Raw genomic sequence first — 26,776 nt, 5'->3', positions numbered from 1 at the left:
GGTACGCGAGCTGGGTTTAGAACGTCGTGAGACAGTTCGGTCCCTATCTGCCGTAGGCGTTCGAGATTTGAGAGGATCTGTCCTTAGTACGAGAGGACCGGGATGGACGTACCTCTGGTGTTCCAGTTGTCACGCCAGTGGCATTGCCGGGTAGCTACGTACGGAAGGGATAAGCGCTGAAAGCATCTAAGCGCGAAGCCCACCTCAAGATGAGATCTCGCTAGCCCCTTGAGGGCTCTTAAGGGTCGTCCAAGACGAGGACGTTGATAGGCCAGATGTGTAAGCACGGCAACGTGTTCAGCTTACTGGTACTAATTGCCCGTGAGGCTTGGTCATATAACGCTCAAGCGCTTTTACGTGCCTATACAAAGCAGTGTTCGATTGCATATAGATTGTTTCCAGTTTGCCTGGCGGCCATAGCGAGTAGGAACCACCCGATCCCATTCCGAACTCGGAAGTGAAACTGCTCAGCGCCGATGGTAGTGCGGGGTCTCCCCGTGCGAGAGTAGGTCACCGCCAGGCTCTTAATAGAAAGCCCCGAGCATAAGCTCGGGGCTTTTTTTATGCGCGCTTTTTCCGTAGTTCTGTGGCCTCGGTGTTTGTGCCGTAAGTTCGCGGGCATGATGCCGCCGTCCACGCGGAAGACGCGCATTGCGCTACCAGTGCGCGGCCCACGACTAGGGCAGGTTTGCTGCGGGCCTGAATAACGGCGGGCTTCGCCTGTTCGTGTGTACGCTCGTTGCTCGCGGTGGCATGCGCGGGCTATTCGAGCGCGGTCTGGGGCTATTCGGCCGCCGTCAGTCGACAGGCCCGCACGTTGCAGTTCGTGCTTAGGCTCTCGTGAAGGGGGCGACGTTGGCAATGGCGCGCCGGCGCGACCGATAGGCATATGTAAACGAAGAGGCTTGCTAGAATCGACCGGCGTAACAACGCGTCCACAGGCTATGGCTGTGGCCAATATGGTTGTACAATACACAAATGAATCGAGTGGCCTGGCTACTGGCGCCGAGCGCCGAAAACCTGTCGTTCGCGATTCGTTGCTGTATTTCGGTCGCGCTGGTGCTCTATCTTGCGTTCTGGCTACAGCTCGACAACGCCTACTGGGCGTTCATCAACGTCGCGATCCTTATCCAGCCGCTGCCGGGCTTTCTGGTGGTCAGGGCGTTTTCGCGCCTGCTTGGTACCTTCGTCGCCGGCATCGTATCGATTACGCTGATCGCGCTCTTTGCCCAGAGCTACACCCTGTTCTGTACCAGCCTGGTGCTCTGGGTGGGCTTGATGGTCTTCTGTGCGAGCCTGTTTCGAAACAACATGTCCTACGGCTTCGTGCTGGCCGGCTACGTGACGATGATCGTGGGCGTACGGGCAATGGGCGATCCGTCGACCGTATTCTCGGTGGCCGTGGCGCGTACCGCCGAAACCGCACTCGCCGCCGTCGTCGCTGCGTTCGTGAGTGTATTGCTCGCGCCGGGTACCACGGCGCGTAAGTATCGCGCGGCCCGTATCGATGCGCTCAAGGCCATCGGCGCCCAATTCAGGCGCATCGATCGCAAACCGCAGACAGGTGATGCGCAACAGGGCGATCCGGGCGATCCGAACACGCCGCACCCGCAGCTCCATGAGCTGGTCAATAAAACGCTGGCCCTGGAGCAAACGCGGCAATACGCGCGCTACGACGAGCCCGCTTTTGCCGAGTACGATCGACTGGCTCGTCGCCTCGACTACGAACTGTTGTCGCTGGTCAGCGCCATGGCGTCGCTGCAGGTCTATCTCGGCAAGTTCGGGGATCGTATCGACCGCACCCCGTTACAGCGTCTCGACGAGGCCGCAGCGCTGCTGGAAAAGGATCCGAACAATACGTCCGCGATCAAGCTGGCCTTCAGCAAGGCTTACAATGCGGTACTCACGAACGCCCGTGCCGATCGGGAGCACGATCGCGAGCGGTCGCTGGTGGACTGGGTAATCATCACGCGCGCGCTGGATCTTGCCAATCGCATGCGGGCTGCGGTCATCAAGCACGGCCTGCTGCTGGCCGAAAAGAAGAGCGTTCGCGATACGCCTCGGCGTACGGAATTCCAGACGCCTGTCTCGCTGCGGGAATCACTGCGTACCACCGCGCGTGCTGCCACCGCCATCGCGGTCGGCGCCGCCATCTGGGCGACCCACGACGAACCGGCGCTAAGCGGCATGATGGTGTTGCTGGCCGTGCTTACGACCTTGTTTGCGCTCGGTGACGACCCGGCCGGCGGTGCCAAAGGATTTGGTATAGGCGGCCTTTGTGCCGGGGTTGCCGCGTTCATAGCCAATTTCGCGTTGCTGCCCGCGGTTAACGGGTTCGTGATGCTGATGGTGGTGCTGATGCCGTTCGTGTTCGTGGCGAGCCTCGCCATGGCCACGCCCCAGTGGGCCCTGATTGGACGCATCAGCCTCGTGCAGTTTGCGCTACTGGTGAACCCGGCCAACGGCGCACGCCAGGATTTCGTGAGCTTTGCGGAAGCGTTCATGGGCGCGGAGCTCGCCGTGATTCTGGCGCTGGCGGCCTTTGCCATTATCCTGCCGGTCACGCCACGCGATCTGTTGCGCGAACGCCTGGCGGGCATGTTCGGTGAGCTTGCCAAAGGCTTTACCGGCTCGCGCGAGCGTTTTGAAACCCGCGTTTACGATCGCCTGCTGCGCTTACCGGTAGCCGCTGACCAGGGCCGCACCCATGTCAGCGCCCGGCAGGCGGCGTTCTCTGCGGTGAATATGGGTATCGAGGCACGATCGCTACGCCTACTGACGACCCGCGCCGGGTTCGACGATGCCATCCAGCAATCCGTGCATGAGGAGCTCGAAGAACTCGAGCGGATGTTTGCTCACGGCTATCCCCCGGTGAAGGACGTATTCGCCATGCAGACGCGGGCCAACGCGCTGGCCCAGCAGATGCTGAGCCAGGCGCTGTCGTTCACGCCAAGACTGCGTCTACGCCACGGCGTACGCGCCGCGGTGGCCGCGGAGTTGGTGGCCGCGGCGCTGGCCGACTACGGGCTAGCGCGCGAGAATGCCGACGGCACGGCTATTCGTCTGGGAGAGGCCGATCGTGTTGTCTGAGCAGATTGCATTCGGGGGCATTTACCTGCCGCTGTTTCTGGCGTTTCTCGCCGCGACCGGCTTGATCTATCTAGTGGTTCAACCGCTGTTGCTGCGCAGTCGTGCGCATCGGCTGTTCTGGCATCCGGCCCTGGCGGGTGCGGCGTTCTTCATCATTCTGCTGGCCAGTTTGATGCTGGCGTTCGGGCCATGAACGCGCCGGTCGACGCGGTATAACGAGGTTTATCCAAGGTTTTCCTGAATGGCGAATTCGAAACGAGTTTTTGCGGTCACGCTACGCGTTATTGCCACGCTGACCGTCGTCGCGATCGCGGTGCTGCTGGGCTGGTTTGCCTGGCAGCACTACGTCTATGCGCCGTGGACGCGCGATGCGCGCGTGCAGGCCAACGTCGTCAATATCGCACCGGAAGTTTCCGGCACCGTGGGCCGGGTCGCGGTCGCCGACGACAGCTATGTCCACAAGGGGGATCTGCTGTTCGCGATCGAGCCGGTGCGTTTCGAAAACGCCGTGGCCGAAGCCCGCGCCGCACTCGAGCAGGCCAAGGCCCAGGAAAACTTCGCGAGGCGCAACGCGCGCCGGCTGGAACGCCTGCCGCGTGGCGGTGTATCGACCCAGGACCTGCAACAGGCCGAATCGGAAGCTGCCTCCGCGGCCGCCTCGGTCAGCCAGGCCGAGGCCCGTCTTGCCCAGGCAAAGCAGGATCTGGACTGGGCCACGGTACGCTCGCCGGTCGATGGCTATGTCACCCATCTGCTGCTCGACGAAGGCGACTATGCCACCCAGGGGCAATCGATGATGACGCTGGTCAACGCCGACACCTTTCGGGTGACCGCGTATTTCGAGGAAACCAAGCTTTCGCATATCGATATCGGCGATCCGGTGGATATCGATCTCATGGCCAGCCCCGAGCGGTTGCACGGGCGCGTCGCGAGCATCGGCCGCGGTATTGCGGTGGCCAACAACGCACCCGGTGAGCGCAACCTGCCCAACGTCGATCCGGTCTTTCAATGGGTGCGCCTGGCCCAGCGCGTGCCGGTCACCATCGACTTCAACTCCCGGCCGGATATGCGCGTGCTGACCGTGGGCCTGTCGGCCACCGTGCACGTACGCCCGGAGCAGGCGGATACGCAGCGCTCGACCTCGGCGAACGACAGTAATGACAGGCCAGTAGCCGCGCCCAGGCTGGAGAAAGCGCGGGCCGAAGGGCTGGCGCAGCCCGTCGATACCCCGGTTATGCGCGGCGCGGGCGGCTAGCGTCGGTCCGCCGGCGCGCTGGTCGCGACATCGTTCAGGCGGTCTACGCGCCGCAACGCCGGGAACAGCGCCATCCAGATGCCGACCACGGCGAGCGTGCCAACGCCGCCGAACACCACCGCGCCGACGGTGCCGAAAAGGGCCGCCGTCACGCCCGATTCGAATTCGCCAAGCTCGTTGGAGGCGCCGATGAAGAGCATGTTCACGGCGTTCACCCGGCCGCGCATGGCATCGGGCGTGGCCAGCTGGATCAGCGACGAACGCACGAACACGCTGATCATGTCGGCCGCGCCCATCACCATGAGTGCCGCGAACGACAGCACGAAGCTCGTCGAAACGCCGAATACGATGGTGGCCACGCCGAACACCGCGACCGCCGCGAACATTATCGCGCCGGCACGTCGTTCGAGCGCGTTGCGCCCGAGATAGATACCCATCGAAAACGCGCCGATCGCGACCGCACTGCGCAGCAGGCCCAGCCCGGCCGGGCCCACGTGCAGGATCTCGTGGGCATAGACCGGCAACAGGGCGGTCGCACCGCCCAATAACACCGCGAACAGGTCCAGCGAGATGGCCCCCAGGATGATCGGGCGGGTGCGTACATAGACGATGCCGGCGGTAAACCGTGCGAACGCGCTGGCACGGCTGGTATCGGCACGCACCGGCAGGCGCCGGCGAATCGAGGCAATCGCCAACGCTGCGCTGGCAAACAAGGCGGCACAGAGGCCGTAGGCAAACGCCGGTCCGGCCAGATAAACCCCGCCGCCGAGCGCCGGGCCGCCAATCACCGCGACCTGAAAGGCCGAGGAATTCCAGGCGATCGCCTTGGGCAGACGGCGTTCGCCGACCACCTGGGGCAGCAGGGATTGCATACCCGGACCGGCGAAGGCGCGGGCCATGCCGAACAGCACCAGCACGGCGAAGAAACCGACCGGCGACTCGGTGCCCGACAGGGTCAGTACCAGAAACAGCACGCCGGCTATCGCCTGCACCAGCCAACTCGCGGTCAGGATCAATCGTCGCGGCAGTCGGTCTGCGGCATCGCCGGCCGGTAATACCAGCAACGCCATGGGCAGGAACTGGGCGAGCCCGACCCAGCCAAGGGTGAGCGGGTCGCGGGTCATGGCATACAGCTGCCAGCCGACGACGACCGACTGAATCTGCGTCGCCAGTGTGGCCGTGATACGGCCGGCCAACAACAGCATGAAGGCGCGGTCGCGCAATACGCTGTCGGCGTCCAGGGTAAAGAATCCTGCCATAGTCGATGCATCCTACACCGACAGCGGCCTGGATGGTTCAGTCGTCGGGCGGGGCGTAGTGAATCGCCAGGATCTCGAGTTCACGCCGACCCTGCGGAAGCGCGATGTCGACGATATCGCCAAGACGCTTGCCGATCAGCGCACGGGCCACCGGCGAGTTCAGGCTGATGGCGCCGGTCGCTGCTTCGGTTTCGTCGGCGCCGACGATTCGGTATCGATGGTGGCTGTCATCTTCGTCCACCACATCGATCCAGGCGCCGAAGAATACCTTGTCCGGATCGTCGGGCGTGCTCTCGACCACGGTCAGCTCGTCCAGGCGTTTGCCGAGATAGCGGACCCGCCGGTCGATCTCGCGCAGCTCCTTCTTGCGATAGATATATTCGGCGTTCTCGGAACGATCGCCCTCGGCGGCTGCCGCGGACAGTTCGCGGGTGACGTGCGGGCGTTTTTCGCGCCAGAGATAATCCAGTTCGTCGGCCAGTCGCTGCCAGCCGGCGCGGGTGATGTAGTCGCGTTTCTTCGCTGCGGTCATGGCACCTATTGTACTTATGCCCGCCCCAGCCAGTGCGTCGGTCTTGTTCACCCGTTTTCAGGCCTTTGGATTGACCGGGTTCGCCGCCAACGGCGAACCCGCAAGCCTCAGGGATACGAGGGCCGAACCGATAATGGCGTGATCGCGCTACTGCGAATCGTTGTCGGGTTTGCCCACCACGTTGATCCGCATGCCATCGCGTCCGACCACCACAGGGCCGTCGTAGTCGCCGCGTACCGCGTCGATCCAGCTTTGTTCGGTCACTGACGGATCGTCGGCAGGCACCAGGTGGCTGAGCACCAGTTTCTTGACCCGCGCAGCCTGTGCTGCACGGCCGACCTGGGCGCCCGTCACGTGGTGCGACAGAATGGCTTTCGCCAGCGTGTCGCCGTTACCGATGCGTTGGGACAGCGCCTGTACGGCATCGGCGTTGACCATTTCGCTGACCATGATGTCGGCGTCTTTGGCGAACGCAGTGAAGCCATCCGGGAAAGAGTGCAGATCGCCGGTGAACACGATCGTCTTGCCTGCCACCTGAAAACGGTAGGCGAATGCTTCGCCATCGCCGAACGGCGGATGCGGTACACGCAGCGCCGATACCTTCATGCGGGCGTCGTCGACAACCGATCCGGCATCGATCTGGTGTACGTCGACGAGTTTGCGTGGGTCCGGTCGGCCTTCGTCGGCGACGCGCTTGTCGATATCGACCGAGAACATCTGCCACACCTTGTCGGTCATCGCCTGCATGCCGGTCGGCCCATAGACATCGATCGGCTTTTTCAAACCGGTGGCCCAGGCGTTCATCACCAGCGCGGGATAGTCGAGTACGTGATCGCTATGCAGATGGGTGATGAAGATCGAACGCAGATTTTTAAGACTCTGCCCAGCTTCGGCCAGACGCAGGCTCGCGCCGTAGCCGGCATCGATCATCACGATTTCATCGTCGACGATCAGCGCGCTCGACTGCGAAATACGCTTGGGCGTAAGCAGCGCCGGCCCGCCTTTCGTACCCAGCAGCAACAGTTCGACATTCGTGTCGCTTGCGTCCTGTGCCCAGGCGTTTGCCGGCAGCAGGCCGATGAGGCCCAGCAGCACCGCCACCGATAGGTGATAAACAAACCGATAACGCATTGTTTGAAACATCAAGACATCTCCTCTGGCACGGGCCTTATTTATTGTGTCGGTTGAAACCCTTGGGTGGGCCGTCGCGTCTAGCGGCGTGAAGCGCCAGGCTCGAGCAGGATCGGCTTGAAGAACGCAGCCAGCTCGTCGGTCGCGCCCAGCGGCAGCACGTGAGCAACGTACTGGTCGGGCCGTACGATCACCAGCGCGCCCTTGGCGGGGTCGATACCGCGCCGCTCGAAAATATCGGCTGCCGGGTCGAGAGCGAACACGTTTTCGTAGTCCACCAGCTCGAAAGGCCCGGTACGCGGCATGAAAGCCTTGGGCACGGTTTCGATGGCCACGTCGGCATGCGCCTGCGGATAAACCACTTTCACATCGAAGATATTGTTGGTGTCGCGGTCTTTCGGCGTATACGCCACGACCGGCGACCGGGGCGAGCTGGTAAGCCAGTCGGCCCAGTCCGCCAGCGCCGTGTCGGAGCCGGCGGCCTGCGAATCGGCGAACACGTAGATCCGCCAACGACCGTCGGCGCGGGCCTGGTGACCCAGCTGCAGCGGGTTGGCATCGCATACGCGCACCACCGGTGCGGACTTGAAGCGTTTGCCGATCGGAAAACCGCTCGCCAGTGCCTGATAGGTGGTTTCGCCGGTAATCAACGACGGCTTGTATTCGGTCATGAAGCCGGCCGGAAACTCGGCGGTCTTGACGTAGAAATCCTCGAGCTGGCCGGGGTCGTCGAAGTCCTCTTCGCGGGTGGCCATCAGCGTCGACCATTCGCGGTCGAAGTCGATGAGGTTCTGGGCGACTTCCTGTCGTTCCTCGGAATAGGTGTTGAGCAAGGCCGCCGGGCTGCGGCCATCGACCACGTAGCCGAGTTTCCAGCCCAGATTGAAGCCGTCCTGTATCGAGACGTTCATGCCCTGGCCGGCCTTGGCGCTGTGGGTGTGGCAGGCATCACCGGTGATCAGCACGTTCGGCGTCTGGGTGGCCGGGTCATCGACGTCGTCGAACTTGTTGGTCAGCCGATGGCCGACTTCATACACGCTGTAGCGGCCGATGTCGCGTATGTCGATCGAGTAGGGATGCAGGATTTCGTTGGCCTTGGCGACCGTCTGTTCGAGGGATGTCTCGCGGATGCTGCGGCTGGCATCGTCGGTGGCGACTTCGCCCAGGTCCACATACATGCGAAACAGATGCCCGCCCTCGCGCGGAATATGCAGGATATTGCCGCCGGCCTTGGACTGGATGATGCACTTCTTGCGGATATCCGGAAAATCGCTCACTGCCAGGGCATCGACCACGCCCCAGGCATGGGCGGCCTGCTGACCGCGCATTTCGCGCCCGATCGCCTTGCGTACCTTGCTATGCGCGCCGTCGCAGCCGACCAGATACTTGGCGCGTACCGTGCGCTGTTCGCCTTCGCGCCCTGCCGCCGTATAGCGCAGCGTGACGGTGAGCGGATAATCCGGGTCGCCGTCGTTCTCGACGTTGACGAACTCGATGCCGTAATCGGGCGTGATGCGCGCCGGCGAGTTTTGCATGAACTCGACGAAATAATCCTGTACGCGCGCCTGGTTGACGATCAGGTGCGGAAACTCGCTGATGCCCTGCGGATCGTCGACCGGCACCGATGCGCGTGCGATATGCGATGGCTTGTCCGGGTCCGGACGCCAGACCGCCATTTCCGTGATGCGATAGGCTTCTTCGGTAATCGCGCCGGCAAATCCGAAGGCCTGAAAGGTCTCCACGCTGCGGGCCTGAATGCCATCCGCCTGACCGACTTCGAGACGATGCGGGCGGCTCTCGATCAAGCGCGTATTGACGTTCGGGAACTGCGACAGCTGAGCCGCAGCGGTCACGCCGGCGGGGCCCGCGCCGACGATCAGCACATCGATCTGGTCGGGCAGATCGTCCGGGCGGTCGATACCGACACCGGCCGCGGGTTCGACTTTCGGGTTGCCCGAGACATAACCATGATGGTGAAACTGCATTGGTGCATCTCCTCAGACGGCGGCTCTTCTGCAAGAAGAATTTTTTTATGCTGCAGAAAGCGGCGTTTTGAGTCGTCTCGCACGACGACTTGTATAAGTGTTCTAGTCGTTCTTGTAAGTGGCACGAAGCTGGCGCGCCGAATTGACCAGCAGCCCTACATCGCTGCCCACGGCGACAAACGTCGCGCCGAGTTCCAGGCAGCGGCTGGAAAAGTCATGGTTCGACGACAGCATGCCGGCCGGTTTGCCGGCGGCCACGATGCGATTTACCGCGTCTTCCACGGCCTGGCGCACATCGGCATGGGTCGGATTGCCGCGATGGTCCATGTCGGCGGCCAGGTCGGCCGGGCCGATGAACACGCCATCGACGCCGTCCACGGCCAGGATGTCGTCCAGCGCAGCCAGTCCGGCCTGCGACTCGATCTGCAGCAACAGGCAGATCTGTGCGTCGGCTTCATCCAGATAGCCAGTGTAGGTGTTGTAGCCCGAAGCGCGCGCCAGCGCCGCGCCGATACCGCGCTTGCCGGCCGGCGGATACGTCACCGACGCCACCGCGGCGCGGGCCTGCTCGGCCGATTCGATCATCGGTACGAGCAGTGTCTGGGCGCCGATATCCAGCATCTGCTTGATGGTCGCGCGATCGTCGTCTTTCACACGGACCACCGGCTGCGAGCGTGTATCGCCCATGGCGCGCAGCTGTGCGAGCACGTCGCGCAGGCCGTTCGGGCCGTGTTCGCCGTCGATCACCAGCCAGTCGAAACCGGTATGCGAGCAGATTTCGGCCACGGTCGGGTCGCCACAGGCCACCCAGAGGCCGATCTGGGCGTCGCCCTGGGTCAGTCGCTGCTTGAATGTATTGATGGGTACGGACATGACGAACCTATTCGAAGTCGATATGCACCTGACCGAACGCGCCGAAATCGGCCGCGATTTCGGTGCCGGCCGGGCATTCGATCGGGCTGATGAAAGAGCCGGAGAGCACGACATCGCCTGCGTTCATGCGCTGGCCATAGGTGTGCATGCGCCGTGCGAGCCAGACCAGGCCGTCGACCGGGTCGTCGAGCACGCCGGCGCCCAGGCCGGTCGCCACGGTTTCGCTGTTCTTCTTGACGATGGCACCGACCCAGCGCAGATCGAAAGCATCCGGCGCATGGCGTGCCTCGCCGAGCACGATGCCGGCATTGGCGGCGTTGTCGGCGACCGTGTCGAAAATACGGCGACGCTGGCCGGTTTCCGGATCGGCACGCAGAATGCGCGTATCCAGGATCTCGAGGGCGGGCACCACATAGTCTGTCGCGGCCAATACGTCCTCGCGGCTGACGTCGCCTTCCAGCGGTGCTTTCAGCACGAAGGCGATTTCGGCTTCTACACGCGGCTCGATATAGCGGTTGTTCGGCACCTGCGCGCCGCTTTCGAACAGCATGTCGTCGTAGAGCACGCCGCTGTCGGGTGTTTCGATGCCCAGCGCGTCCTGCATGACTTTCGAGGTCAGCCCGATCTTCCAGCCAAGGATATGCCGGCCGGCATCGAGCTTCGGCTGCATCTGTGCGGTCTGGATCGCATAGGCATCGTCGAGCGTCATGTCCGGGTGGGCGACCGACAACAGGCCGATCTGGCGCCGCTCGGCCTCGGCGGCCAGCAGGGCCTGGGCCGCGGCATCGATCTGGGCGTCGTCGAGGGTCATTGTTCGTCTTCCACGTGGTTGGACAGAACGCCCACGCCTTCGGCCTCGACTTCCACCACATCGCCCGGCTTGAGCCAGACCGGCGGGTCGAGTCGGGCGCCCGCGCCCGTGGGCGTGCCGGTCACGATCACGTCGCCCGGCTTGAGCGTGGTGAAGGTCGAGATATAGGAAATCAGATATTTGAAGCCGAACATCATGCGCGAGGTGCGGTCGTTCTGGCGCACTTCGCCGTTCACGCGCGTGGTCAGCTCGATATCGGCGATCTGGCTTCCATCCTCGAACGGGACGAGCCAGGGGCCGATGGCGCCGGTTCGGTCGAAGTTCTTGCCCTGGGTGACGTTGAACTTGGCATGACGTACCCAGTCGCGGATCGTGCCTTCGTTGCACAGCGTGACGGCGGCGACATGATCGAGTGCGGCGTCTTCGGGGATGCGCCGACCTTCACGGCCGATAACCAGTACCAGCTCGCCTTCGTAGTCGAGTTTTTCCGATTCCGGCGGGCGCACCACGGCCTGGCCGTGGCCCACGAAGCTTTCCGGGAACCGAATGAAGATCGAGGGGTAGGGCGGCAGTTCCTGGCCGTCCTTGTATTCGGCGTTGCGATCCGGGTAGTTCACGCCCACGCAGATGATCTTGCCGGGGTTCGTGACCGGGATATCGAACGCGACGTCGTCGAGGCCAAAATCCGGCGACCGCCCGGCGGCCGATTCGGCCAGCTGGCCGAGCGCGCCGGCGGCGATGGCATCGTCGAGCGTGGCCCACTGTGCGCCGTGGATGGCGCCCAGGTCGACGATGCCGCCCTCGACGACGGCACCGTAGCTGCGTCGGTTCTGGTGAACAAAGCTTGAAAGACGTGGCCGTGTGATTTCAGACATGGGGCATCCCCTTGTTGGGTTGCGATGACGCCGGCGGGCGTTGCCGCTGCCGGCCGGCGTAGGTGGACCGTTCGAGTCTTATTCCTGGTCGAGCCTCGGAATAGGCCGGTCGTCGGTGGCCAGTGCGATGTTCTTGGTTTCCATATAGAACTCGAACGAGTAATCGCCGCCGTCGCGGCCGATGCCCGAGTCCTTCATGCCGCCGAACGGGGCCGGCAAATGGCGCACGTTCTGCGAGTTCACCCAGATCATTCCGGCGTCCATCTTTTCGGTGAAGCGCAGGGCACGGGTCATATCGCGTGTCCAGACATAGCCGGCCAGGCCGTAGTCCACCCCGTTGGCCAGCTCCAGCGCTTCGGCTTCGTCAGCGAAGGGAATGGCGGTCAACACGGGCCCGAAGATTTCTTCCTGTGCGATACGCATGGAAGCGCGGGCGTTGGTGAACAGCGTCGGTTTTACGTAGCAGCCGTTGGCCAGATCACCGTCGGTGACTTTTTCGCCGCCGGTGGCAATCGTTGCCCCTTCCTGCTGTGCGATCTCGAAATAGGAACGCACTTTTTCTTCATGCGAGGGGTGAATCAACGGGCCGATGACCGTGGCCGGGTCCAGCGGATGGCCGACCTTGATCTTCGCAGCACGCTCGGCGAGCTTGGCCACGAATGCGTCGTGCACGGATTCTTCGATGAGTACCCGGCTCGACGAGGTGCAGCGTTCGCCGTTCAGGGAATAGATCATGAACAGCGCGGCATCGGCCGCGCGATCCAGATCGGCATCGGCAAACACCACGACCGGATTCTTGCCGCCCAGCTCGAAATGCACCCGTTTCAAGGTGGCAGCACCCTGGCCGAGGATCATCTGTCCGGTACGGCTTTCGCCGACAAAGCCGATGGCCTTGATGTCGGGATGTTCGGTGAGTGCCTTGCCGGCGTCTTCGCCGAAACCGTTGACCGTGTTCCATACGCCCTTGGGCAGGCCGGCGTCTTCGGCGATTTCCACCAGCAGACGCGCGGTCAGCGGCGAAAACTCGGCCGGCTTGTGCACGACGGTGCAGCCGGCGGCCAGTGCCGGGGCGATCTTCCACGTCGACAGCATGAACGGCGTGTTCCACGGCGTGATCAGGCCGACCGGACCGATCGGCGTACGCGTGGTGATATTGATCTGGCCCGGTGCTTTCAGCGACTGGCCATCGCGGGCGCCGGGCGCCCGGTCGGCGAAGAAGCGGAAGTTCGCCGCGCCGCGCAGGGCTGCCTTGGACATGAAGCGAAACGCCTGTCCGGTGTCCATGCATTCGACCAGCGCGATCTCCTCGGCACGGGCTTCGATGGCGTCGGCCACCTTGTGCAGGATCTTCTTGCGCTCGCCGCCTTCCATATCGCGCCAGGCGCCAAAGGCCGCCTTGGCCGCCTTGGCCGCACGGTCGATATCTTCGGCGCCGCCACGGGCGACATCGGCCAGCTTGGACTGATCGACCGGCGAGATCGTTTCGAACGTCTTGCCGCTCGCGGCCGGTACGGATTGCCCGTCGATATGGTTGGATACGCCGTCCTGGCGAAAACGGGCCAGATAGGATTCGGCTTTATCGAGATTGTCTTGGAATGAGGCCATGACAGCTCCGGGCTAGGACTGGCCGCGCAGGCGCGGGTGAATGGCGTTCTTCTTCCAGCTCAGCTCGCGCGATATCTGGCGAACCTCGAGCGACAGGCAGAAGTGCGGGGAATCGAACAGTTCGGCGAGCTCGGCCTGAAGACAGGCGAATAGCGCCTCGCCGATCTGCTGGCGGTCGCTTTCGCTGCGGCCTTCGCCGATACGAAGCGAGGCATCGAGGAAAGCGTTCTCGGGCAGTTCGTCGGCCACCGAATAGTGGTCGCAGCGCAGCGTGCGTACGCGAATGGCGCCGGGTTCGAAGAAGCCGGTGTCCAGCAGGGTGGCGTTCAACCGGCTGCACAAATGGGCCAGGTCGACGCGATCGGCCAGGTTGGCCGAATACTCCATGCACAGATGAGGCATGAGCGTTTCTCCTCTTGTTGTTTTATTTATCATGTTAAATAAAACAACAGGCGTCAACCGTGCGTCAAGGCAGGCTTGGGTATGACGACTTCTGTGACAGGCGGGCGGCCTGGTCCGCAGCCCGCCGCGTGCCCCATGCGCCCTATCGGTGCTTGCAGCAAAAGCCCGGCGCTATGCGCAGAGCCGAGTGCCTCACTCCATTTCGACGAGTTCGTTGAGCATGTCGATCAGGGTGGCGACACGCTCGCTGCCGAACTGGTCTTCCAGAGCGCGATAGATCGCCACGCTCTCCGGCGTGATCTCGCTGACGATGCGATAGCCCTGATCGCTCAGGCGCAGCTGCACCCGGCGGGCATCGTCTGGGCACCGTTCGCGGATGAGCGTGCCCTGTTTTTCCAGGGTCTTGATGATGCGCGACAGGCTCGACGCGAAAATACAGGCCCGCCCGGAAATCTCGGTGGCATCGAGCACGCCTTCTTCGGCGAGTACGCGCATCACCCGCCATTGCTGTTCCGAAATACCGTGGGCGTTGAGCATCGGCCGAAACCGCGCCATCACCGACTCGCGTGCGCGCAGCAGCGTCATCGGCAGGGCGTGCCGGGTTTCAAGCGGATGGCGGTTGTAGTTTCTCTGGCGTGCGGGGTTACGTGTCTGGCTCATCGGCCGGCGTCTCGATGTCGTCTGGATTGATGCACCGGCCCGCATGCGATCGATGCGTCGAACGCGCATATCGAGCCAGCGCCCGGTGGGGCGGCATCGTTGCGCGGATTCCAAGCCGGCCGGCACAGCAGGCTTGTTTTTATTGTGCATCAAGCCGGTGGCATGGCCTAGCAGGCCACGCGACAAACCACCGGGTACACGTGCGCGGGCACGAGGCGAGCCTATCCGAACCGGTCGCGGGCTTGAAGTGCCCTAGAGCTGATGGCCGAGCTTGTACTCGCCGTCGTCGTCCTTGTCGTTCTTGCGTGTATAGGAGAAGCCGTCCGCGCCGATGGTGACCGCCATTTCGGAGCTGTCGGTGCGTGCGACGAGCGGCTGCAGGTTGCCGTCGAGGTCGAGGACTCGCGATGCTTCCGTATACCAGGACGGCACGACGGCATGGCCCCACCAGTCGCGGCGCTGGTTGTCGTGTACGTCCCAGGTGATGACCGGGTTGTCGGGGTCGCCGGTGTAATAGTCCTGGGTATAGATCTCGATGCGGTGCCCGTCCGGGTCACGCAGGTAGAGATAGAACGCGTTCGAAACCCCGTGGCGCCCGGGGCCGCGTTCGATACGATCGGACAGCCGCAAGGCACCGAGCTTGTCGCAGATATGCAGGATGTTGTGCTTTTCGTGGGTGGCGAAGGCGATGTGATGCATGCGCGGACCCTCGCCACCGGTCATGGCCGTGTCGTGTACGGTGGATTTGCGCCGCATCCAGGCCGCATAGACGGTCTGGTGTTCGTCCTGAATATCCTCGGTGACACGAAATCCCAGGTCCTGCATGAACCGGGTCGCGCGTGGCACGTCGGGTGTGACCTGATTGAAATGGTCCAGGCGCACCAGCGCGCCGGCACTGTGCAGGTCATAGCGCCAGGCCAGGCGTTCGACGTGTTCGATGTCGTAGAAGAATTCGCAGGGGAAGCCGAGCGGATCCTGTACTCGTACCGAATCGCCCACGCCGCGAACGAAGCCTTCCTTGCGCCGCTCCACGCGGCAGCCCAGCTCGGTATAGAAGGCCACCGCCTTATCCAGCTCGGCCGGGGATTGCACCCGATACGCAAAAGCCGCGACCGCCGGGTCGGGGCCCTGGCGCAGCACCACGTTGTGGTGAATGAATTCTTCCGTGGTACGCAGATAGATCGTGTGTTCGTCTTCCGCGGTGACGACCAGGTTCAGCACATCGACATAGAACGCCCGCGATACGGCCAGATCGGATACCACGATCTCCATATAGGCACAGCGCAAGATTTCCGGTGGCGGTGCCGTCGGCGTGGGTACTGGATTATCCGTCGGCACAAACGCTTCGGCGGACACATAAAAACCCGCAGATGTCAGGGTCTTTTCGCTCATCTGATATCTCCTCATCGCAAGACATGCCGCTCGACGCCGCGGGCGAACGACTTATTGTTGTCGGTTTCGGCGCGGTGTGACGCTCACCACGGGCGTGATCGTCTACCGGCTCCGAGCTGGTGGCCCATGCGTCTACTACCGCAGCGGATCAACATTCGACTTGTATTGTTTAGCATGTTAAGTAATGGTGTAGGTGTCAAGCGATCGGCGGTGGCTGCAGGGCCGGCCACGCGACCGAGACCTCGGCCGCTGTTGCTGCAGGTCAGGTATGGGTACCGAGGTTTTCGGACTGCACGGACAATGCCGATGCATTCGATCAACGGCCTTTATTGATACGTGCCTATTGCCAGTGGCTTAAGTTTTGAATTGAGTTCGAGTTTTTCGGTCGCCGTATTGGCAGCGGTATCTTTTTGTTTTGAAAATTAAAAAAATAATTGCTTTATTTATTCTGCGTGTAGCATGCGTCTAATTTTTAAAAATGATACCTGTTGATGGCCGATTGGTTTGATGTAGTATCGGTTTAAGAGGTCGCGCGGCGCCGTCACGAAGCGCTTGCGGAGCGACCCCGTCGTGGCCGGTTTATCGCGGCGACGGCAAGCAAGATCAATAAGCCCGAACGCGATGACGTATCGGGCACTGCCGGCAAAGCCGGTGCGAGTACGAGAGAGGAGAAAATCAGTGAAAGCGACCGAACGCGGGCGCGCCGTGCATGCGCTCGACGGCGGATATGCGGGCTCATCGATCGGCGGTGGCGTTTTCGTCGCGGCCTGTGATCGCAGCGACGGGCAGGCCTGCCATGTTCGCTGAGTTCATGCAGTATCTCTTTTCGGGCCTGACCGCGGGCTCGACCTATGCGCTTGTCGCGCTGGGTTTCACCATCATCTACAACGCCAGCCATATCATCAATTTCGCCCAGGGCGAGTTCCTGATGATCGGCGGGCTGGGTTCGGTCATGCTCATGCAGTACGGCCTGCCCATGCCGCTGGCGATTGTCGGCGCGATCGTGCTGGCGGTGCTGGCCGGCATCCTGATCGAAAAACTCGCACTCGAACGCGCCGCGACCAACGATATCGTGCCGCTGATCATCATCACGATCGGCGCATCGCTGTTTCTGCGCGGCGGTGCCCAGTTCTTCTGGGGCAAGTCGATTCATGCCCTGCCGGCATTCACCGGCAATACGCCCATCGATATCGCCGGTGCCACCATTCTGCCGCAGAGCCTGTGGGTGCTGGGCGTCGGCGCGGTGGTGGTCTGCGCGCTGGCCTGGTTTTTCAAGCGCACCCTCACCGGCAAGGCCATGCTGGCGGTATCGCATAACCCCAACGCCGCGCGCCTGGTCGGCATCAACCCGCGTTTCATCCTGATGCTGTCGTTCGCGCTGGCCGGCGCGCTCGGCGCGGTCGCCGGCGCCGTCGCGGCCCCGATCACCCTGACCGCCTACGACATCGGCGTAATGCTCGGGCTGAAAGGCTTCGTGGCGGCGGTGCTGGGTGGTCTCGGCAGCCCGGTGGGGGCCGTTGTGGGCGGCTTGCTGCTTGGCATCATGGAGGCCTTCACCGCCGGCTATATCTCGTCAGAATACAAGGACGCGGTGCCGTTCGTAATCGTGCTGCTGGTGTTGTTCCTGCTGCCCAGCGGCCTGTTCGGCTCGCGTGCGACGGAGCGGGTCTGATGGGCATGCTCAAGCGTATTCCACGCCCGGGGCTGATCGTGCTGGCGCTGATTCTGGCCGCCGCGCCGCTGGTGTTTTCCAACCCTTACCAGTACGACGTGGCCATTCATGTGCTCATCAACGCCATGGTCGCGGTCGGGCTGAACCTGTTGATGGGTTATGCCGGTCAGATCAGCCTCGGCCATGCCGGTTTCTTCGGACTCGGTGCCTACGTCACGGCCGTACTCAGCGCCAACTACGGCTGGCCGGTCTATCTGTCCATGCCGGCCGCGCTGGTCGTGGTGGCGCTGCTTGCGTTCGTGGTGGCACGCCCGATTCTGCGCCTGTCCGGTCATTATCTGGCCATGGCCACGCTGGGGCTCGGCATTCTCATTTCTATCGTGCTGCGTACCGAGGCCGGTATCACCGGCGGGCCGGACGGCATGATGGCGCCGCCGCTGTCGATCGGCGATACCAACCTTTACGACGAGCGCTACTGGTATGCGCTGATTGCGGTATTGCTGCTGGCGACCGTCTGGCTGGCGTTGAACCTGATCGACTCGCCCGTCGGGCGGGCGCTGCGGGCGGTGCACGGCTCGGAGGTGGCTGCCGAGGTGGTGGGTGTGCATACGCTCGGCTACAAGGTGCTGATTTTTGTCGTATCGGCGGTGCTGGCGGCCCTGGCGGGTGTGCTCACGGCCCACTACTCGGGCTTCGTGACGCCGGATCTGGCCAACTTCATCTACTCGATCGAGTTCGTGACCATGGTGGTGCTCGGCGGCATGGCCTCGACCTACGGCGCGATCGTGGGCGCGGTCATTCTGACGTTGCTGCCGCAGTTTCTGACCGGGGTCGATGATCTCGAGGTGATGATTCTGGGCGCGATCCTGATGGTGGTGGTGATCTTCATGCCCACGGGGCTGGTGCCCACGCTGGCACGGCTGGTGCCGGGAGGCCGGCGATGAGCGCGATTCTCGAATGCCGCGAGCTGACCAAATCGTTCGGCGGCGTCGATGCCGTGGCGGATCTGTCGTTCACGGTCGATCGCGGCCATATCCATTCGATCATCGGCCCCAACGGCGCCGGCAAGACCACGCTGATCAACCTGCTTACCGGTATCTATACGCCCACGGCAGGCAGCATTCTTCTATCCGACCACGATACGCGCGGGCTGGCGCCCTACAAGCTCGCCCAGCGCGGGCTCGGGCGCACGTTCCAGAATCTGCAGATCTGCATGAACATGTCGGCGGTGGAAAACGTGATGGTTGGCCGCCACCTGCGCCTGAACCGCGGCTTTGTATCGGCCCTGCTGAGGCTGCCGTCGGTACGCTCGGGCGATCGCGATTGTCGTGCGCGCGCGCTCGAGCTGATGCGCTTCGTGGGCCTGGAAGACCAGATCGACCAGCACCCCAGCGAGATGTCCTACGGTGCGCTCAAGCGTCTGGAAATCGCCCGCTCACTGGCGGCCGAGCCCGAGCTGCTGTTTCTCGACGAGCCGGCGGCCGGGCTCAACGCCAACGAAACCCACGCCATCGGCGCGCTTATTCGCGAATTGGCAGCGAGCGGGGTGACGGTCGTTCTGGTCGAACACGACATGAAGCTGGTCATGGATATTTCCGACGACGTGCTGGTGCTCAACTACGGCCGCAAGCTGGCCCAGGGCACGCCGCAGGCCGTCCAGAACGATCCCGAGGTCGTTGCGGCCTATCTGGGGGGCGCATGAGTACCGTCGAACCATTGCTGCGTATTCGCGGCCTGCATACCCGCTACGGCGCGGTCACCGCGCTGCGCGATATCGATCTCGATGTGGCCGAGGGCGAGCTGGTGGCTCTGGTGGGCGCGAACGGTGCCGGCAAGACCACGTTGCTCAATACGCTGTCGGGCATTCAGCCGCACAGCCAGGGCGAGATCCATTTCGATGGCGAGCGCATTTGCCGTGTCAAGGCACAGAAACGGGTCGCCCGCGGTATTACCCAGGTGCCGGAGGGCCGACAGGTGTTCGGGCCCATGTCGGTGGCCGACAATCTTACGCTCGGCGCCTATGTACGCGGCCGTGGCCCGGCGGTGGATCGCGACATCGACTGGGTCTACGAGCTGTTTCCGATTCTGGCGGAAAAACGCCGTCAGGCGGCCGGCATGCTTTCCGGCGGCCAGCAGCAAATGCTGGCCATCGGGCGGGCGCTCATGGCACGGCCGCGTCTGTTGCTGCTCGACGAGCCCAGCATGGGGCTGGCGCCGCTGCTGATCGAAGAGATCTTCGAGATCGTGCGCAACCTCAATGCCGAGGGCATCACCATTCTGCTGGTCGAACAGAATGCCGCGGGGGCGCTGGCGATCGCCGATCGCGGCTTCGTGCTGGAGACCGGCGCGATCACGGTCAGCGGCAGCGGTCGCGAACTGGCCGATCATCCCGAGGTCAGGCGCGCCTATCTTGGAATCAGCGAGGCGCCGGTCGAGCAGGGTCAACACAACGAATGACAACAACACGTCGATCGACATCGACGGGGCACACGGTGGGAGAAACCAAGGAGACGTTATGCGAATCAAGAAACTCGGAGCGGCATTGCTGCTCACCCTGGCATCGGTCGGCACGGCCGCGTTTGCGGCACCGGGCGGCAAGCCGATCAAGATCGGCACCTTCTTGTCGGTCACCGGGCCGGCGTCGTTTCTCGGCGATCCCGAGCTCAAGACGCTGGAACACTGGGTCGGCAAGATCAACGACGAGGGCGGCGTGCTCGGCCGTCCGCTGGAGCTCGTGCATTACGACACGTCGGGCAACGCCGGCAAGGCACGTACCTTCGTCAAGCGCCTGATCAACTCCGATCAGGTCGATGTGATCGTGGGCGGCAGCACCACGGGTACGACCATGGCGGCGGTACCGCTGGTCGAGCGTTCGGGCGTGGCGATGATCTCGCTGGCCGGCGGTATCCCGATCATCGACCCGGTCAAGAAGTGGGTGTTCAAGACGCCGCATACCGACCGCATGGCGGCCCGCAAGATTCTCAAGGACATGCAGAGCCGCGGCTTCACCAAGGTGGGGCTTATTTCGGGTTCCGGCGGCTTCGGCCAGTCCGGGCGTGAGCAGACGCTGGCGGCGGCTTCGGAGTTCGATATCGAAATCGTGGCCGATGAAACCTACAACAACAGCGATACCGACATGACCGCCCAGTTGACCAATATCGCCAACACCCCGGGCGTGCAGGCGGTACTCAACTTCGGCTTCGGTCAGGGCCCGGCGATCGTGACTCGCAACTACAAGCAGCTCGGCCTCGAATTGCCGTTCTACCAGTCGCACGGCGTGGCGTCCGAGAAGTACATCGAACTCGCGGGCGATGCGGCCGAGGGTGTACGTCTGCCGGCCGGCGCGTTGCTGGTCGCCTCCAAGCTGGACGACGACGATCCGCAGAAGAAGGTCGCACTGGCCTACAAGAAGGAATACGAAGACACCTTCAACGAGTCCATCTCGCAGTTCGGCGGCCATGCCTATGACGGGCTGATGATCGCGGTCAAGGCGATCGAAGCCGCCGGCAGTACCGACCGTGCGGCGATTCGCGACGAGATCGAGGCCACCGACGGGTTCGTCGGCGTGGGCGGCGTGTTCAACATGAGCCCGGACGATCACATGGGGCTGGACCTGTCGGCGTTCCGGATGCTCGAAATCCGCAACGGCACCTGGACCCTGCTCGACTGATCGGGATGGGGCGGACCGTGCGGCAATCGCGGCACGGTTCGCACCCCTGCGCTGCAGGCTCTAGAATTCGACCCGATACGGTGCCCGCGCTGTGCTGCGGGCATTTTCATGTCAGCTGATCCAGCGGCCGCAATCGGGTGGTCCGTGCAGCGCTTGCCCGGAGAATGAATTGGCACGATCCCGGCCTATCGATGCATTGATCGAAGAATTCAGCGCCCGCCGCTCTCTGCGCGCGACATCGTTGATCATTTCGGTCTACGGCGATGCGATCGCGCCGCGGGGCGGCACCGTCTGGCTGGGCAGCCTGATCAAATTACTGGAACCGCTGGGCCTCAACGAGCGCCTGGTTCGGACTTCGGTCTATCGGCTGTCCAAGGAAGGCTGGCTCAGTTCCGAGCAGATTGGGCGGCGCAGCTATTACAGCCTCACGCGTAGCGGCTGGCGCAGTTTCGAACGGGCCTATGAGCGAGTCTATAGCGAGCCGCGGGTGTCCTGGGACGGCGAATGGACGCTCGTGCTCATGGGGCAGGTGCCGCAGCGCAAGCGCGACACGCTGCGCAAGGAGTTGTCGACACTCGGTTTTGGTGCGTTCTCGAGTGACATGCTGGCGCACCCGCTACCGCCGCGATCGGCGTTGACGTCGGTGCTCCAGGATCTGGATGTTCAGCGTCGCGTGGTGCTCATGCGCGCACGCAACGAAGGCCTGCCCACCTCGGCGCCGCTCAACCGCCTCGTGCGCGAATGCTGGAATCTGGAAGCACTCGGCGTGCAATACGCCGAGTTTCTGGATCGTTTCCGACCGGTCTGGCGCGCTATCGACAGCAACGGCGGGCTCGACCCACAGGCCGCGTTTCTGATCAGGACCCTGCTTATCCACGAAATACGCCGGCTGTTGCTGCGCGATCCTCAGCTGCCCGACGACGTATTACCTGGCGATTGGCACGGGGCGGCGGCGCGGCTTTTGTGTCGCAACCTCTATCGGGCCACCTTCCGACAGGCTGAAACCTATCTGGCCGACGTGCTGGAAACCGCCGATGGGCCGCTGCCCGAGCCGGCCGCGTATTTCTACGAGCGTTTCGGCGGTCTCTGAACGCATCGGCGGCCCGGTCCGGGGGACGCAATAACCCGATACATTTGGCGCGCACAAAGAGTGCGCCTGTATCGCGCTGCAATGCAGCAATGCCGCTTATCACGCTCGCAATGGCCCTTGTTTGCGTTGCCCATTCCCTCCCTTGATTCGCGGCACTTCAGAAAATTCATAATTATTCATGCGTAATCAGACAGTTGGGTGCTGATTCGCCGGAATCTGACGCGTGCGATATTTATTTGATACAAAACGTACGATCATGTAACTTGATCTGTATCAAAATGAGCGCCGCACCCGCGGCGCCTGTGTCGGCACGACCCGACACTACAACGCCAAGACAGCCTTTTTCGGGGCGGGAGTGCGAATCATGTATGCACAGAATGTAGATACCGGTAGCAAGGGGGTTCGCGGCGCGGACGAACTGTCGCCGGAAGAGGCCGCGTTTCAAGCGCGTATCGACGACAACATCAAGATCGAGCCCAAGGACTGGATGCCGGCCGCGTACCGCAAGACGCTGATCCGCCAGATCGGTCAGCATGCCCATTCCGAGATCGTGGGCCAGCTTCCCGAAGGCAACTGGGTCACGCGCGCGCCAACGCTCGAGCGCAAGGCGATCCTGCTGGCCAAGGTGCAGGACGAAGCCGGCCATGGCCTGTATCTGTATTGCGCTGCCGAGACGCTGGGCATCAGCCGCGACGAGCTGATGAACAAGCTGCACTCGGGCGAAATGAAGTATTCATCGATCTTCAACTATCCGACCCTGACCTGGGCCGACATGGGTGCCGTGGGCTGGCTCGTGGACGGCGCCGCGATCATGAACCAGGTGCCCCTGCAGCGGACCTCCTTCGGGCCGTATGCGCGGGCCATGGTGCGGATCTGCAAGGAAGAGAGTTTTCATCAGCGCCAGGGCTACTCGATCATGATGTCGATGGTCTCCGGAACACCCGCGCAGAAAGAGATGGCGCAGGACGCGTTGAACCGGTTCTGGTATCCGGCGCTGATGATGTTCGGCCCGTCGGACAAGGACAGCGTGCATTCCGACCAGTCCATGGCCTGGAAGATCAAGATGAACACCAACGACGAACTGCGTCAGCGCTTCGTCAACGAAACCGTCCCGCAGGCGCATTACCTGGGGCTGACGATTCCCGATGACGATCTCGTCTGGAACGAAGAAACCGGCAACTACGACTTCAGCCAGCCCGACTGGGACGAGTTCAAGGCCGTACTCAAGGGCAACGGTCCCTGCAATCGCGAGCGTCTGGGCGCCCGGATCAAGGCCTGGGAAGGCGGTGAATGGTTCCGCGACGGCCTGGCGGCCTACGCCGAGAAAGCGGCCAAGCGCCGGGCCGCCGCATAAGCGGTCCAGGCCCTGAATCAACGCAGAACACGGGAGCTAACGATGGCGAACGAATGGCCGCTCTGGGAAATCTTCATCCGTGGGCAGCACGGGCTCAACCACCGTCATGTGGGTAGCCTGCATGCGCCCGACGCCGAGATGGCGATCAACAATGCCCGCGATGTCTATACCCGGCGCAAGGAAGGGGTTTCGATCTGGGTGGCGCGTTCGACCGAGATCACGGCGTCCACGCCGTCCGACAAGGGGCCGATGTTCGACCCCGCCGAGGACAAGATCTACCGGCATCCCACGTTCTACAACATTCCCGACGAAGTGGGGAATATGTAATGCCGTCTCTGTCCGACATGAACACCGATGAAGTCACGAAGCTGGCTGACATCGCCGCGGCCGAGCAGACCCACGATGCGCACGTCACCAACGTCGAAACCCGGCCGGCGTTCTTCGAATGGCTGTGCCGCATGGGCGATACCACGCTGATTCTGGGCCAGCGGCTCTCGGAATGGTGTGGTCACGGTCCGGCCCTGGAAGAGGATATTGCGCTCACCAATACCGCACTCGATCTCATCGGCCATACCCAGCTGTGGTTGGGTCTGGCCGGCGAGGTCGAGAACGAGGGCCGCTCGGCCGATCAGCTGGCCTTCCTGCGGGATGCGTTCAAGTTTCGCAACGTGCTGCTCGTGGAGGTGCCCAACGGCGATATGGGCGTGACTACCATGCGCCAGTTCCTGTTCGACGCTTTCCACTACGAACTGCTGCAGCGGCTGACCGAATCGAGTAGCCCGCGCGTCGCCGAGATCGCGGCCAAGGCGCTCAAGGAAGTGTCGTATCACGTCGAACGGTCCACCGATCTTGTGGTGCGTCTGGGCGATGGCACCCCGGAAAGCCATGATCGGATGCAGCAGGCGTTGGACATATTGTGGTCGTACACCGGCGACATGTTCGTCAGCGACGGCGTCGACGCCACGATGGCGGATGCAGGTATCGCCCCGTCGCCGGATACGCTGCGCGAGGCCTGGCTGGCCCGGGTCGAGGACGTGCTCGACGAAGCGACCCTGAAAGTCCCCGATAACGCGTTCGTGCATACCGGCGGCAAGACCGGCAAACACACCGAGCATCTGGGCTATATCCTGTCCGATATGCAGTTTCTGCAGCGCGCCTATCCGGGCGCCAGCTGGTAGCGGCTGGCGCGGTGCCCCATGAAACAGCAGCAGGCGCTAAATACCCGGCCGACCACCCAGCAAGTCTGGGAATGGCTCGCGGACGTGCCGGACCCGGAAATCCCGGTCGTATCCGTGACCGAGCTCGGCATTGTCCGCGAGGTGGGCTACCGGGATGACACGCTGGTGGTCACGGTGACACCCACGTACTCCGGCTGCCCGGCGACCCTGGTCATAAACCAGATGATTGTCGAACAGCTGCGCTCGAAAGGCGTCGACGCATTGCGCGTCGAACGACGGCTGTCGCCGCCCTGGACGACCGACTGGATTACCGATTCGGCACGCGACAAGCTGCGCGCATTCGGTATTGCCCCGCCGGTCGATGGCACCGCCGCGAGCGGCCAGCTGGCCAGCCGCGCGTCGCGTCTGGCCGGTGCGACAGGCCCGGCGATCGCCTGTCCGCGCTGCGAATCCAAGAACACCGAAAAGATCAGCCAGTTCGGTTCCACCCCCTGCAAGGCGTCGTATCGCTGCAAGGATTGTCTGGAGCCCTTCGACTATTTCAAGTGCCTCTGAGCGCCAGAGCCTAACGGAAAGTTTTGCATGCCACGCTTTCATCCTCTCGAAGTTGTCGACGTTCGCCGCGATACGCGCGACGCCGTCGTTGTCACGCTCAATCTGCCGGCGGACAACGCCGAGGCCTTCGAATTCACCCAGGGCCAGTATCTGACCTTCCGTCGCGATTTCGACGGCGAAGAACTGCGCCGGTCCTATTCGATCTGTGCCGGTACCGACGAGGGCGTGCTGAAAGTCGGCATCAAGCGTGTCGACGGCGGCGCGTTCTCGACCTGGGCCAACGAACAGCTCAGCCGCGGCGACGTCATCGAAGCGATGCCGCCAATGGGCAAGTTTCATACGCCGCTCGAACCGAGCGCCGAAAAACACTATCTCGGGTTCGCCGGCGGCTCGGGCATCACGCCGCTGTTGTCGATCATCAAGACAGTGCTCGCGCGTGAGCCCAAATCCCAGTTCACGCTGCTCTACGCCAACCGCCAGATGACGTCGATCATGTTTCGCGAGGAGCTGGAAGACCTCAAGAACCTGCATCTCGGGCGCTTTTCGGTCATCCACGTGCTCACCAGCGAAGGCCAGGACATCGATCTGTTCTCGGGCCGGATCGACGCCGAGAAGATGGAGCAGCTGTTCAAGTACTGGATCGACGCGAGCTCGGTGGATACCGCGTTCATCTGTGGCCCCGAACCGATGATGCTCACGATCGCCGATTCGCTCAAGCAGCACGGCCTGAGCGACGATCGAATCAAGTTCGAGCTGTTCGCCTCCTCGCAGCCGGGCCGGGCGAAGAAACCGGCCGTTTCGCGCCAGGACGCACGCGCCGGGGCAACCTGCACGGTTTCGGTCACCCTCGATGGCACCACGCGTACGATCGAAATGCCCAACGACGGCACCGCGGTGCTCGACGGCGCGCTCGCCAACGCCATGGACGCCCCGTATTCCTGCAAGGCCGGCGTATGTTCGACCTGCCGGGCGCGGGTGCTCGAAGGCGAAGTCGAAATGCTGAACAACCAGGCGCTCGAGGATTATGAGGTCAAGGCCGGCTATGTGCTGACCTGCCAGAGCGTGCCGATCACCGACACGGTGGTACTCAGCTATGACGAGTGAACCGTTCGATCAGACCATGCCGATCGAGGATTATCTGGCCCGCGGCGGCAAGCTGACCTCGCCGGACAACCCGCCGCCACGCTATCGCGGCGAACTGCTGCGGCTGATGTCGTCCTTCGTGGACAGCGAGCTGGCCGGCTCGGCCGGGTTTGCCGATTCCATCAACTGGGCCCCCGGTATCAAGGAACGCATCGCAGCCAGCCGGATCGTGCTGGAAAAAGCCGACCATGCCGAACGCGTGCTCGACCTCATGAGCGATTTCGGTACCGACAAGGCGCTCTAC

26 protein-coding genes, 2 rRNA genes and 1 pseudogene are annotated in these 26,776 nt (G+C 63.0%); 18 read left to right on the top strand and 11 right to left on the bottom strand.

Annotation, left to right across the window (positions count from 1 at the left end; all coding sequences use genetic code 11):
* From ABNU97_RS10645 to ABNU97_RS10625, 5 genes are all read left to right on the top strand, one after another.
* Positions 1-336, top strand: a 23S ribosomal RNA gene (locus ABNU97_RS10645); the annotation flags it as partial.
* Positions 337-406: 70 nt separating this feature from the next.
* Positions 407-522 (top strand): 5S ribosomal RNA (gene rrf, locus ABNU97_RS10640).
* A 456-nt stretch (positions 523-978) separates the two neighbouring features.
* Positions 979-3,090 carry an FUSC family protein gene (locus tag ABNU97_RS10635; RefSeq protein WP_348766691.1) on the top strand — a complete coding sequence of 704 codons (2,112 nt, stop codon included), beginning with the start codon at positions 979-981 and terminating at the stop codon, positions 3,088-3,090.
* Positions 3,080-3,283: a DUF1656 domain-containing protein gene (locus tag ABNU97_RS10630; RefSeq protein WP_348766690.1), complete on the top strand. Its 204-nt coding sequence runs from the start codon at positions 3,080-3,082 to the stop codon at positions 3,281-3,283. The genes ABNU97_RS10635 and ABNU97_RS10630 overlap by 11 nt, the downstream gene beginning before the upstream one ends.
* A 48-nt stretch (positions 3,284-3,331) precedes the next feature.
* Complete coding sequence (locus ABNU97_RS10625) at positions 3,332-4,345, top strand: HlyD family secretion protein (RefSeq protein WP_348766689.1); 1,014 nt, start codon at positions 3,332-3,334, stop codon at positions 4,343-4,345.
* Here ABNU97_RS10625 and ABNU97_RS10620 read toward each other — a convergent pair.
* The 11 genes from ABNU97_RS10620 to hpaD form a co-directional block, all read right to left on the bottom strand.
* The gene (locus ABNU97_RS10620) at positions 4,342-5,604 is read right to left on the bottom strand and encodes an MFS transporter (protein WP_348766688.1); all 1,263 of its coding nucleotides are present in this window, start codon (positions 5,602-5,604) and stop codon (positions 4,342-4,344) included. The genes ABNU97_RS10625 and ABNU97_RS10620 overlap by 4 nt on opposite strands.
* 37 nt (positions 5,605-5,641) lie before the next feature.
* Positions 5,642-6,136 carry a transcription elongation factor GreB gene (gene greB, locus ABNU97_RS10615; RefSeq protein ID WP_348766687.1) on the bottom strand — a complete coding sequence of 165 codons (495 nt, stop codon included), beginning with the start codon at positions 6,134-6,136 and terminating at the stop codon, positions 5,642-5,644.
* Positions 6,137-6,283: 147 nt separating this feature from the next.
* The gene (locus ABNU97_RS10610; RefSeq protein WP_348766692.1) at positions 6,284-7,279 is read right to left on the bottom strand and encodes an MBL fold metallo-hydrolase; all 996 of its coding nucleotides are present in this window, start codon (positions 7,277-7,279) and stop codon (positions 6,284-6,286) included.
* A 68-nt stretch (positions 7,280-7,347) separates the two neighbouring features.
* Positions 7,348-9,252: an FAD-binding monooxygenase gene (locus tag ABNU97_RS10605; RefSeq protein ID WP_348766686.1), complete on the bottom strand. Its 1,905-nt coding sequence runs from the start codon at positions 9,250-9,252 to the stop codon at positions 7,348-7,350.
* 102 nt (positions 9,253-9,354) lie between these two features.
* Complete coding sequence (locus ABNU97_RS10600; protein ID WP_348766685.1) at positions 9,355-10,125, bottom strand: HpcH/HpaI aldolase/citrate lyase family protein; 771 nt, start codon at positions 10,123-10,125, stop codon at positions 9,355-9,357.
* A 7-nt stretch (positions 10,126-10,132) separates the two neighbouring features.
* Entirely contained in the window at positions 10,133-10,936 is an 804-nt protein-coding gene (gene hpaH / locus ABNU97_RS10595; RefSeq protein ID WP_348766684.1) for a 2-oxo-hept-4-ene-1,7-dioate hydratase, read from the bottom strand.
* Entirely contained in the window at positions 10,933-11,811 is an 879-nt protein-coding gene (locus tag ABNU97_RS10590) for a fumarylacetoacetate hydrolase family protein (RefSeq protein WP_348766683.1), read from the bottom strand. The genes hpaH and ABNU97_RS10590 overlap by 4 nt, the downstream gene beginning before the upstream one ends.
* Positions 11,812-11,889: 78 nt before the next feature.
* Positions 11,890-13,416, bottom strand: a complete 1,527-nt coding sequence (gene hpaE / locus ABNU97_RS10585) for a 5-carboxymethyl-2-hydroxymuconate semialdehyde dehydrogenase (protein ID WP_348766682.1) — start codon at positions 13,414-13,416, stop codon at positions 11,890-11,892.
* A gap of 12 nt (positions 13,417-13,428) precedes the next feature.
* Positions 13,429-13,818 (bottom strand): 5-carboxymethyl-2-hydroxymuconate Delta-isomerase, encoded by a 390-nt coding sequence (locus tag ABNU97_RS10580; RefSeq protein ID WP_348766681.1) that lies wholly within the window; start codon positions 13,816-13,818, stop codon positions 13,429-13,431.
* A gap of 192 nt (positions 13,819-14,010) precedes the next feature.
* Positions 14,011-14,478, bottom strand: coding sequence for a homoprotocatechuate degradation operon regulator HpaR (gene hpaR, locus ABNU97_RS10575; RefSeq protein ID WP_348766680.1), 468 nt, complete (start codon positions 14,476-14,478; stop codon positions 14,011-14,013).
* A 252-nt stretch (positions 14,479-14,730) separates the two neighbouring features.
* On the bottom strand, positions 14,731-15,870 hold the full coding sequence (hpaD, locus tag ABNU97_RS10570) for a 3,4-dihydroxyphenylacetate 2,3-dioxygenase (protein ID WP_348766679.1): 1,140 nt from the start codon (positions 15,868-15,870) through the stop codon (positions 14,731-14,733).
* Positions 15,871-16,548: 678 nt separating this feature from the next.
* On the opposite strand from hpaD, the gene ABNU97_RS10565 reads away from it, so the two are divergent.
* The 13 genes and pseudogenes from ABNU97_RS10565 to ABNU97_RS10505 all read left to right on the top strand — a co-directional run.
* The gene (locus ABNU97_RS10565) at positions 16,549-16,677 is read left to right on the top strand and encodes a hypothetical protein (RefSeq protein ID WP_348766678.1); all 129 of its coding nucleotides are present in this window, start codon (positions 16,549-16,551) and stop codon (positions 16,675-16,677) included.
* Complete coding sequence (locus ABNU97_RS10560) at positions 16,667-17,542, top strand: branched-chain amino acid ABC transporter permease (protein WP_348766677.1); 876 nt, start codon at positions 16,667-16,669, stop codon at positions 17,540-17,542. Before ABNU97_RS10565 ends, ABNU97_RS10560 begins: the two co-directional genes overlap by 11 nt.
* A complete protein-coding gene (locus tag ABNU97_RS10555) occupies positions 17,542-18,486 on the top strand; it encodes a branched-chain amino acid ABC transporter permease (protein WP_348766676.1) in 945 nt (314 codons plus the stop codon). Before ABNU97_RS10560 ends, ABNU97_RS10555 begins: the two co-directional genes overlap by 1 nt.
* Positions 18,483-19,244: an ABC transporter ATP-binding protein gene (locus ABNU97_RS10550; protein WP_348766675.1), complete on the top strand. Its 762-nt coding sequence runs from the start codon at positions 18,483-18,485 to the stop codon at positions 19,242-19,244. The genes ABNU97_RS10555 and ABNU97_RS10550 overlap by 4 nt, the downstream gene beginning before the upstream one ends.
* On the top strand, positions 19,241-19,999 hold the full coding sequence (locus ABNU97_RS10545) for an ABC transporter ATP-binding protein (RefSeq protein WP_348766674.1): 759 nt from the start codon (positions 19,241-19,243) through the stop codon (positions 19,997-19,999). Before ABNU97_RS10550 ends, ABNU97_RS10545 begins: the two co-directional genes overlap by 4 nt.
* Positions 20,000-20,057: 58 nt before the next feature.
* Positions 20,058-21,212, top strand: a complete 1,155-nt coding sequence (locus ABNU97_RS10540) for an ABC transporter substrate-binding protein (RefSeq protein WP_348766673.1) — start codon at positions 20,058-20,060, stop codon at positions 21,210-21,212.
* A gap of 169 nt (positions 21,213-21,381) precedes the next feature.
* Positions 21,382-22,302 carry a phenylacetic acid degradation operon negative regulatory protein PaaX gene (gene paaX / locus ABNU97_RS10535; protein ID WP_348766672.1) on the top strand — a complete coding sequence of 307 codons (921 nt, stop codon included), beginning with the start codon at positions 21,382-21,384 and terminating at the stop codon, positions 22,300-22,302.
* Positions 22,303-22,666: 364 nt separating this feature from the next.
* Positions 22,667-23,656, top strand: coding sequence for a 1,2-phenylacetyl-CoA epoxidase subunit PaaA (gene paaA / locus ABNU97_RS10530; protein ID WP_348766671.1), 990 nt, complete (start codon positions 22,667-22,669; stop codon positions 23,654-23,656).
* A 42-nt stretch (positions 23,657-23,698) separates the two neighbouring features.
* Complete coding sequence (paaB, locus tag ABNU97_RS10525) at positions 23,699-23,983, top strand: 1,2-phenylacetyl-CoA epoxidase subunit PaaB (protein ID WP_006913747.1); 285 nt, start codon at positions 23,699-23,701, stop codon at positions 23,981-23,983.
* Entirely contained in the window at positions 23,983-24,834 is an 852-nt protein-coding gene (gene paaC, locus ABNU97_RS10520; RefSeq protein ID WP_348766670.1) for a 1,2-phenylacetyl-CoA epoxidase subunit PaaC, read from the top strand. The genes paaB and paaC overlap by 1 nt, the downstream gene beginning before the upstream one ends.
* Positions 24,835-24,852: 18 nt before the next feature.
* Positions 24,853-25,389: a 1,2-phenylacetyl-CoA epoxidase subunit PaaD gene (gene paaD, locus ABNU97_RS10515; protein ID WP_348766669.1), complete on the top strand. Its 537-nt coding sequence runs from the start codon at positions 24,853-24,855 to the stop codon at positions 25,387-25,389.
* Between the two features lie 27 nt (positions 25,390-25,416).
* Positions 25,417-26,493: a 1,2-phenylacetyl-CoA epoxidase subunit PaaE gene (paaE, locus tag ABNU97_RS10510; RefSeq protein WP_348766668.1), complete on the top strand. Its 1,077-nt coding sequence runs from the start codon at positions 25,417-25,419 to the stop codon at positions 26,491-26,493.
* Positions 26,483-26,776, top strand: a pseudogene (locus tag ABNU97_RS10505) (phenylacetic acid catabolic); the annotation flags it as partial. The gene paaE and the pseudogene ABNU97_RS10505, both read left to right, overlap by 11 nt.

The organism is uncultured Salinisphaera sp. (genome assembly GCF_964012375.1).
Lineage (GTDB): Bacteria > Pseudomonadota > Gammaproteobacteria > Nevskiales > Salinisphaeraceae > Salinisphaera.
Note: the sequence above shows the minus strand (reverse complement) of the source record. Positions and strands in the feature narration are given on the sequence as shown.

What these genes read in the sequence shown, in the direction of transcription:
- hpaD (WP_348766679.1), bottom strand. Translation starts at nt 15,870, where the DNA reads ATGAGCGAAAAGACCCTGACATCTGCGGGTTTTTATGTGTCCGCCGAA.
- greB (WP_348766687.1), bottom strand. Translation starts at nt 6,136, where the DNA reads ATGACCGCAGCGAAGAAACGCGACTACATCACCCGCGCCGGCTGGCAG.
- ABNU97_RS10550 (WP_348766675.1), top strand. Translation starts at nt 18,483, where the DNA reads ATGAGCGCGATTCTCGAATGCCGCGAGCTGACCAAATCGTTCGGCGGC.
- ABNU97_RS10545 (WP_348766674.1), top strand. Translation starts at nt 19,241, where the DNA reads ATGAGTACCGTCGAACCATTGCTGCGTATTCGCGGCCTGCATACCCGC.
- ABNU97_RS10580 (WP_348766681.1), bottom strand. Translation starts at nt 13,818, where the DNA reads ATGCCTCATCTGTGCATGGAGTATTCGGCCAACCTGGCCGATCGCGTC.
- ABNU97_RS10600 (WP_348766685.1), bottom strand. Translation starts at nt 10,125, where the DNA reads ATGTCCGTACCCATCAATACATTCAAGCAGCGACTGACCCAGGGCGAC.
- ABNU97_RS10560 (WP_348766677.1), top strand. Translation starts at nt 16,667, where the DNA reads ATGTTCGCTGAGTTCATGCAGTATCTCTTTTCGGGCCTGACCGCGGGC.
- ABNU97_RS10620 (WP_348766688.1), bottom strand. Translation starts at nt 5,604, where the DNA reads ATGGCAGGATTCTTTACCCTGGACGCCGACAGCGTATTGCGCGACCGC.
- hpaH (WP_348766684.1), bottom strand. Translation starts at nt 10,936, where the DNA reads ATGACCCTCGACGACGCCCAGATCGATGCCGCGGCCCAGGCCCTGCTG.
- ABNU97_RS10540 (WP_348766673.1), top strand. Translation starts at nt 20,058, where the DNA reads ATGCGAATCAAGAAACTCGGAGCGGCATTGCTGCTCACCCTGGCATCG.
- ABNU97_RS10605 (WP_348766686.1), bottom strand. Translation starts at nt 9,252, where the DNA reads ATGCAGTTTCACCATCATGGTTATGTCTCGGGCAACCCGAAAGTCGAA.
- hpaE (WP_348766682.1), bottom strand. Translation starts at nt 13,416, where the DNA reads ATGGCCTCATTCCAAGACAATCTCGATAAAGCCGAATCCTATCTGGCC.
- ABNU97_RS10625 (WP_348766689.1), top strand. Translation starts at nt 3,332, where the DNA reads ATGGCGAATTCGAAACGAGTTTTTGCGGTCACGCTACGCGTTATTGCC.
- ABNU97_RS10590 (WP_348766683.1), bottom strand. Translation starts at nt 11,811, where the DNA reads ATGTCTGAAATCACACGGCCACGTCTTTCAAGCTTTGTTCACCAGAAC.
- hpaR (WP_348766680.1), bottom strand. Translation starts at nt 14,478, where the DNA reads ATGAGCCAGACACGTAACCCCGCACGCCAGAGAAACTACAACCGCCAT.
- paaE (WP_348766668.1), top strand. Translation starts at nt 25,417, where the DNA reads ATGCCACGCTTTCATCCTCTCGAAGTTGTCGACGTTCGCCGCGATACG.
- paaA (WP_348766671.1), top strand. Translation starts at nt 22,667, where the DNA reads ATGTATGCACAGAATGTAGATACCGGTAGCAAGGGGGTTCGCGGCGCG.
- paaD (WP_348766669.1), top strand. Translation starts at nt 24,853, where the DNA reads ATGAAACAGCAGCAGGCGCTAAATACCCGGCCGACCACCCAGCAAGTC.
- paaC (WP_348766670.1), top strand. Translation starts at nt 23,983, where the DNA reads ATGCCGTCTCTGTCCGACATGAACACCGATGAAGTCACGAAGCTGGCT.
- ABNU97_RS10635 (WP_348766691.1), top strand. Translation starts at nt 979, where the DNA reads ATGAATCGAGTGGCCTGGCTACTGGCGCCGAGCGCCGAAAACCTGTCG.
- ABNU97_RS10610 (WP_348766692.1), bottom strand. Translation starts at nt 7,279, where the DNA reads ATGTTTCAAACAATGCGTTATCGGTTTGTTTATCACCTATCGGTGGCG.
- paaB (WP_006913747.1), top strand. Translation starts at nt 23,699, where the DNA reads ATGGCGAACGAATGGCCGCTCTGGGAAATCTTCATCCGTGGGCAGCAC.
- ABNU97_RS10555 (WP_348766676.1), top strand. Translation starts at nt 17,542, where the DNA reads ATGGGCATGCTCAAGCGTATTCCACGCCCGGGGCTGATCGTGCTGGCG.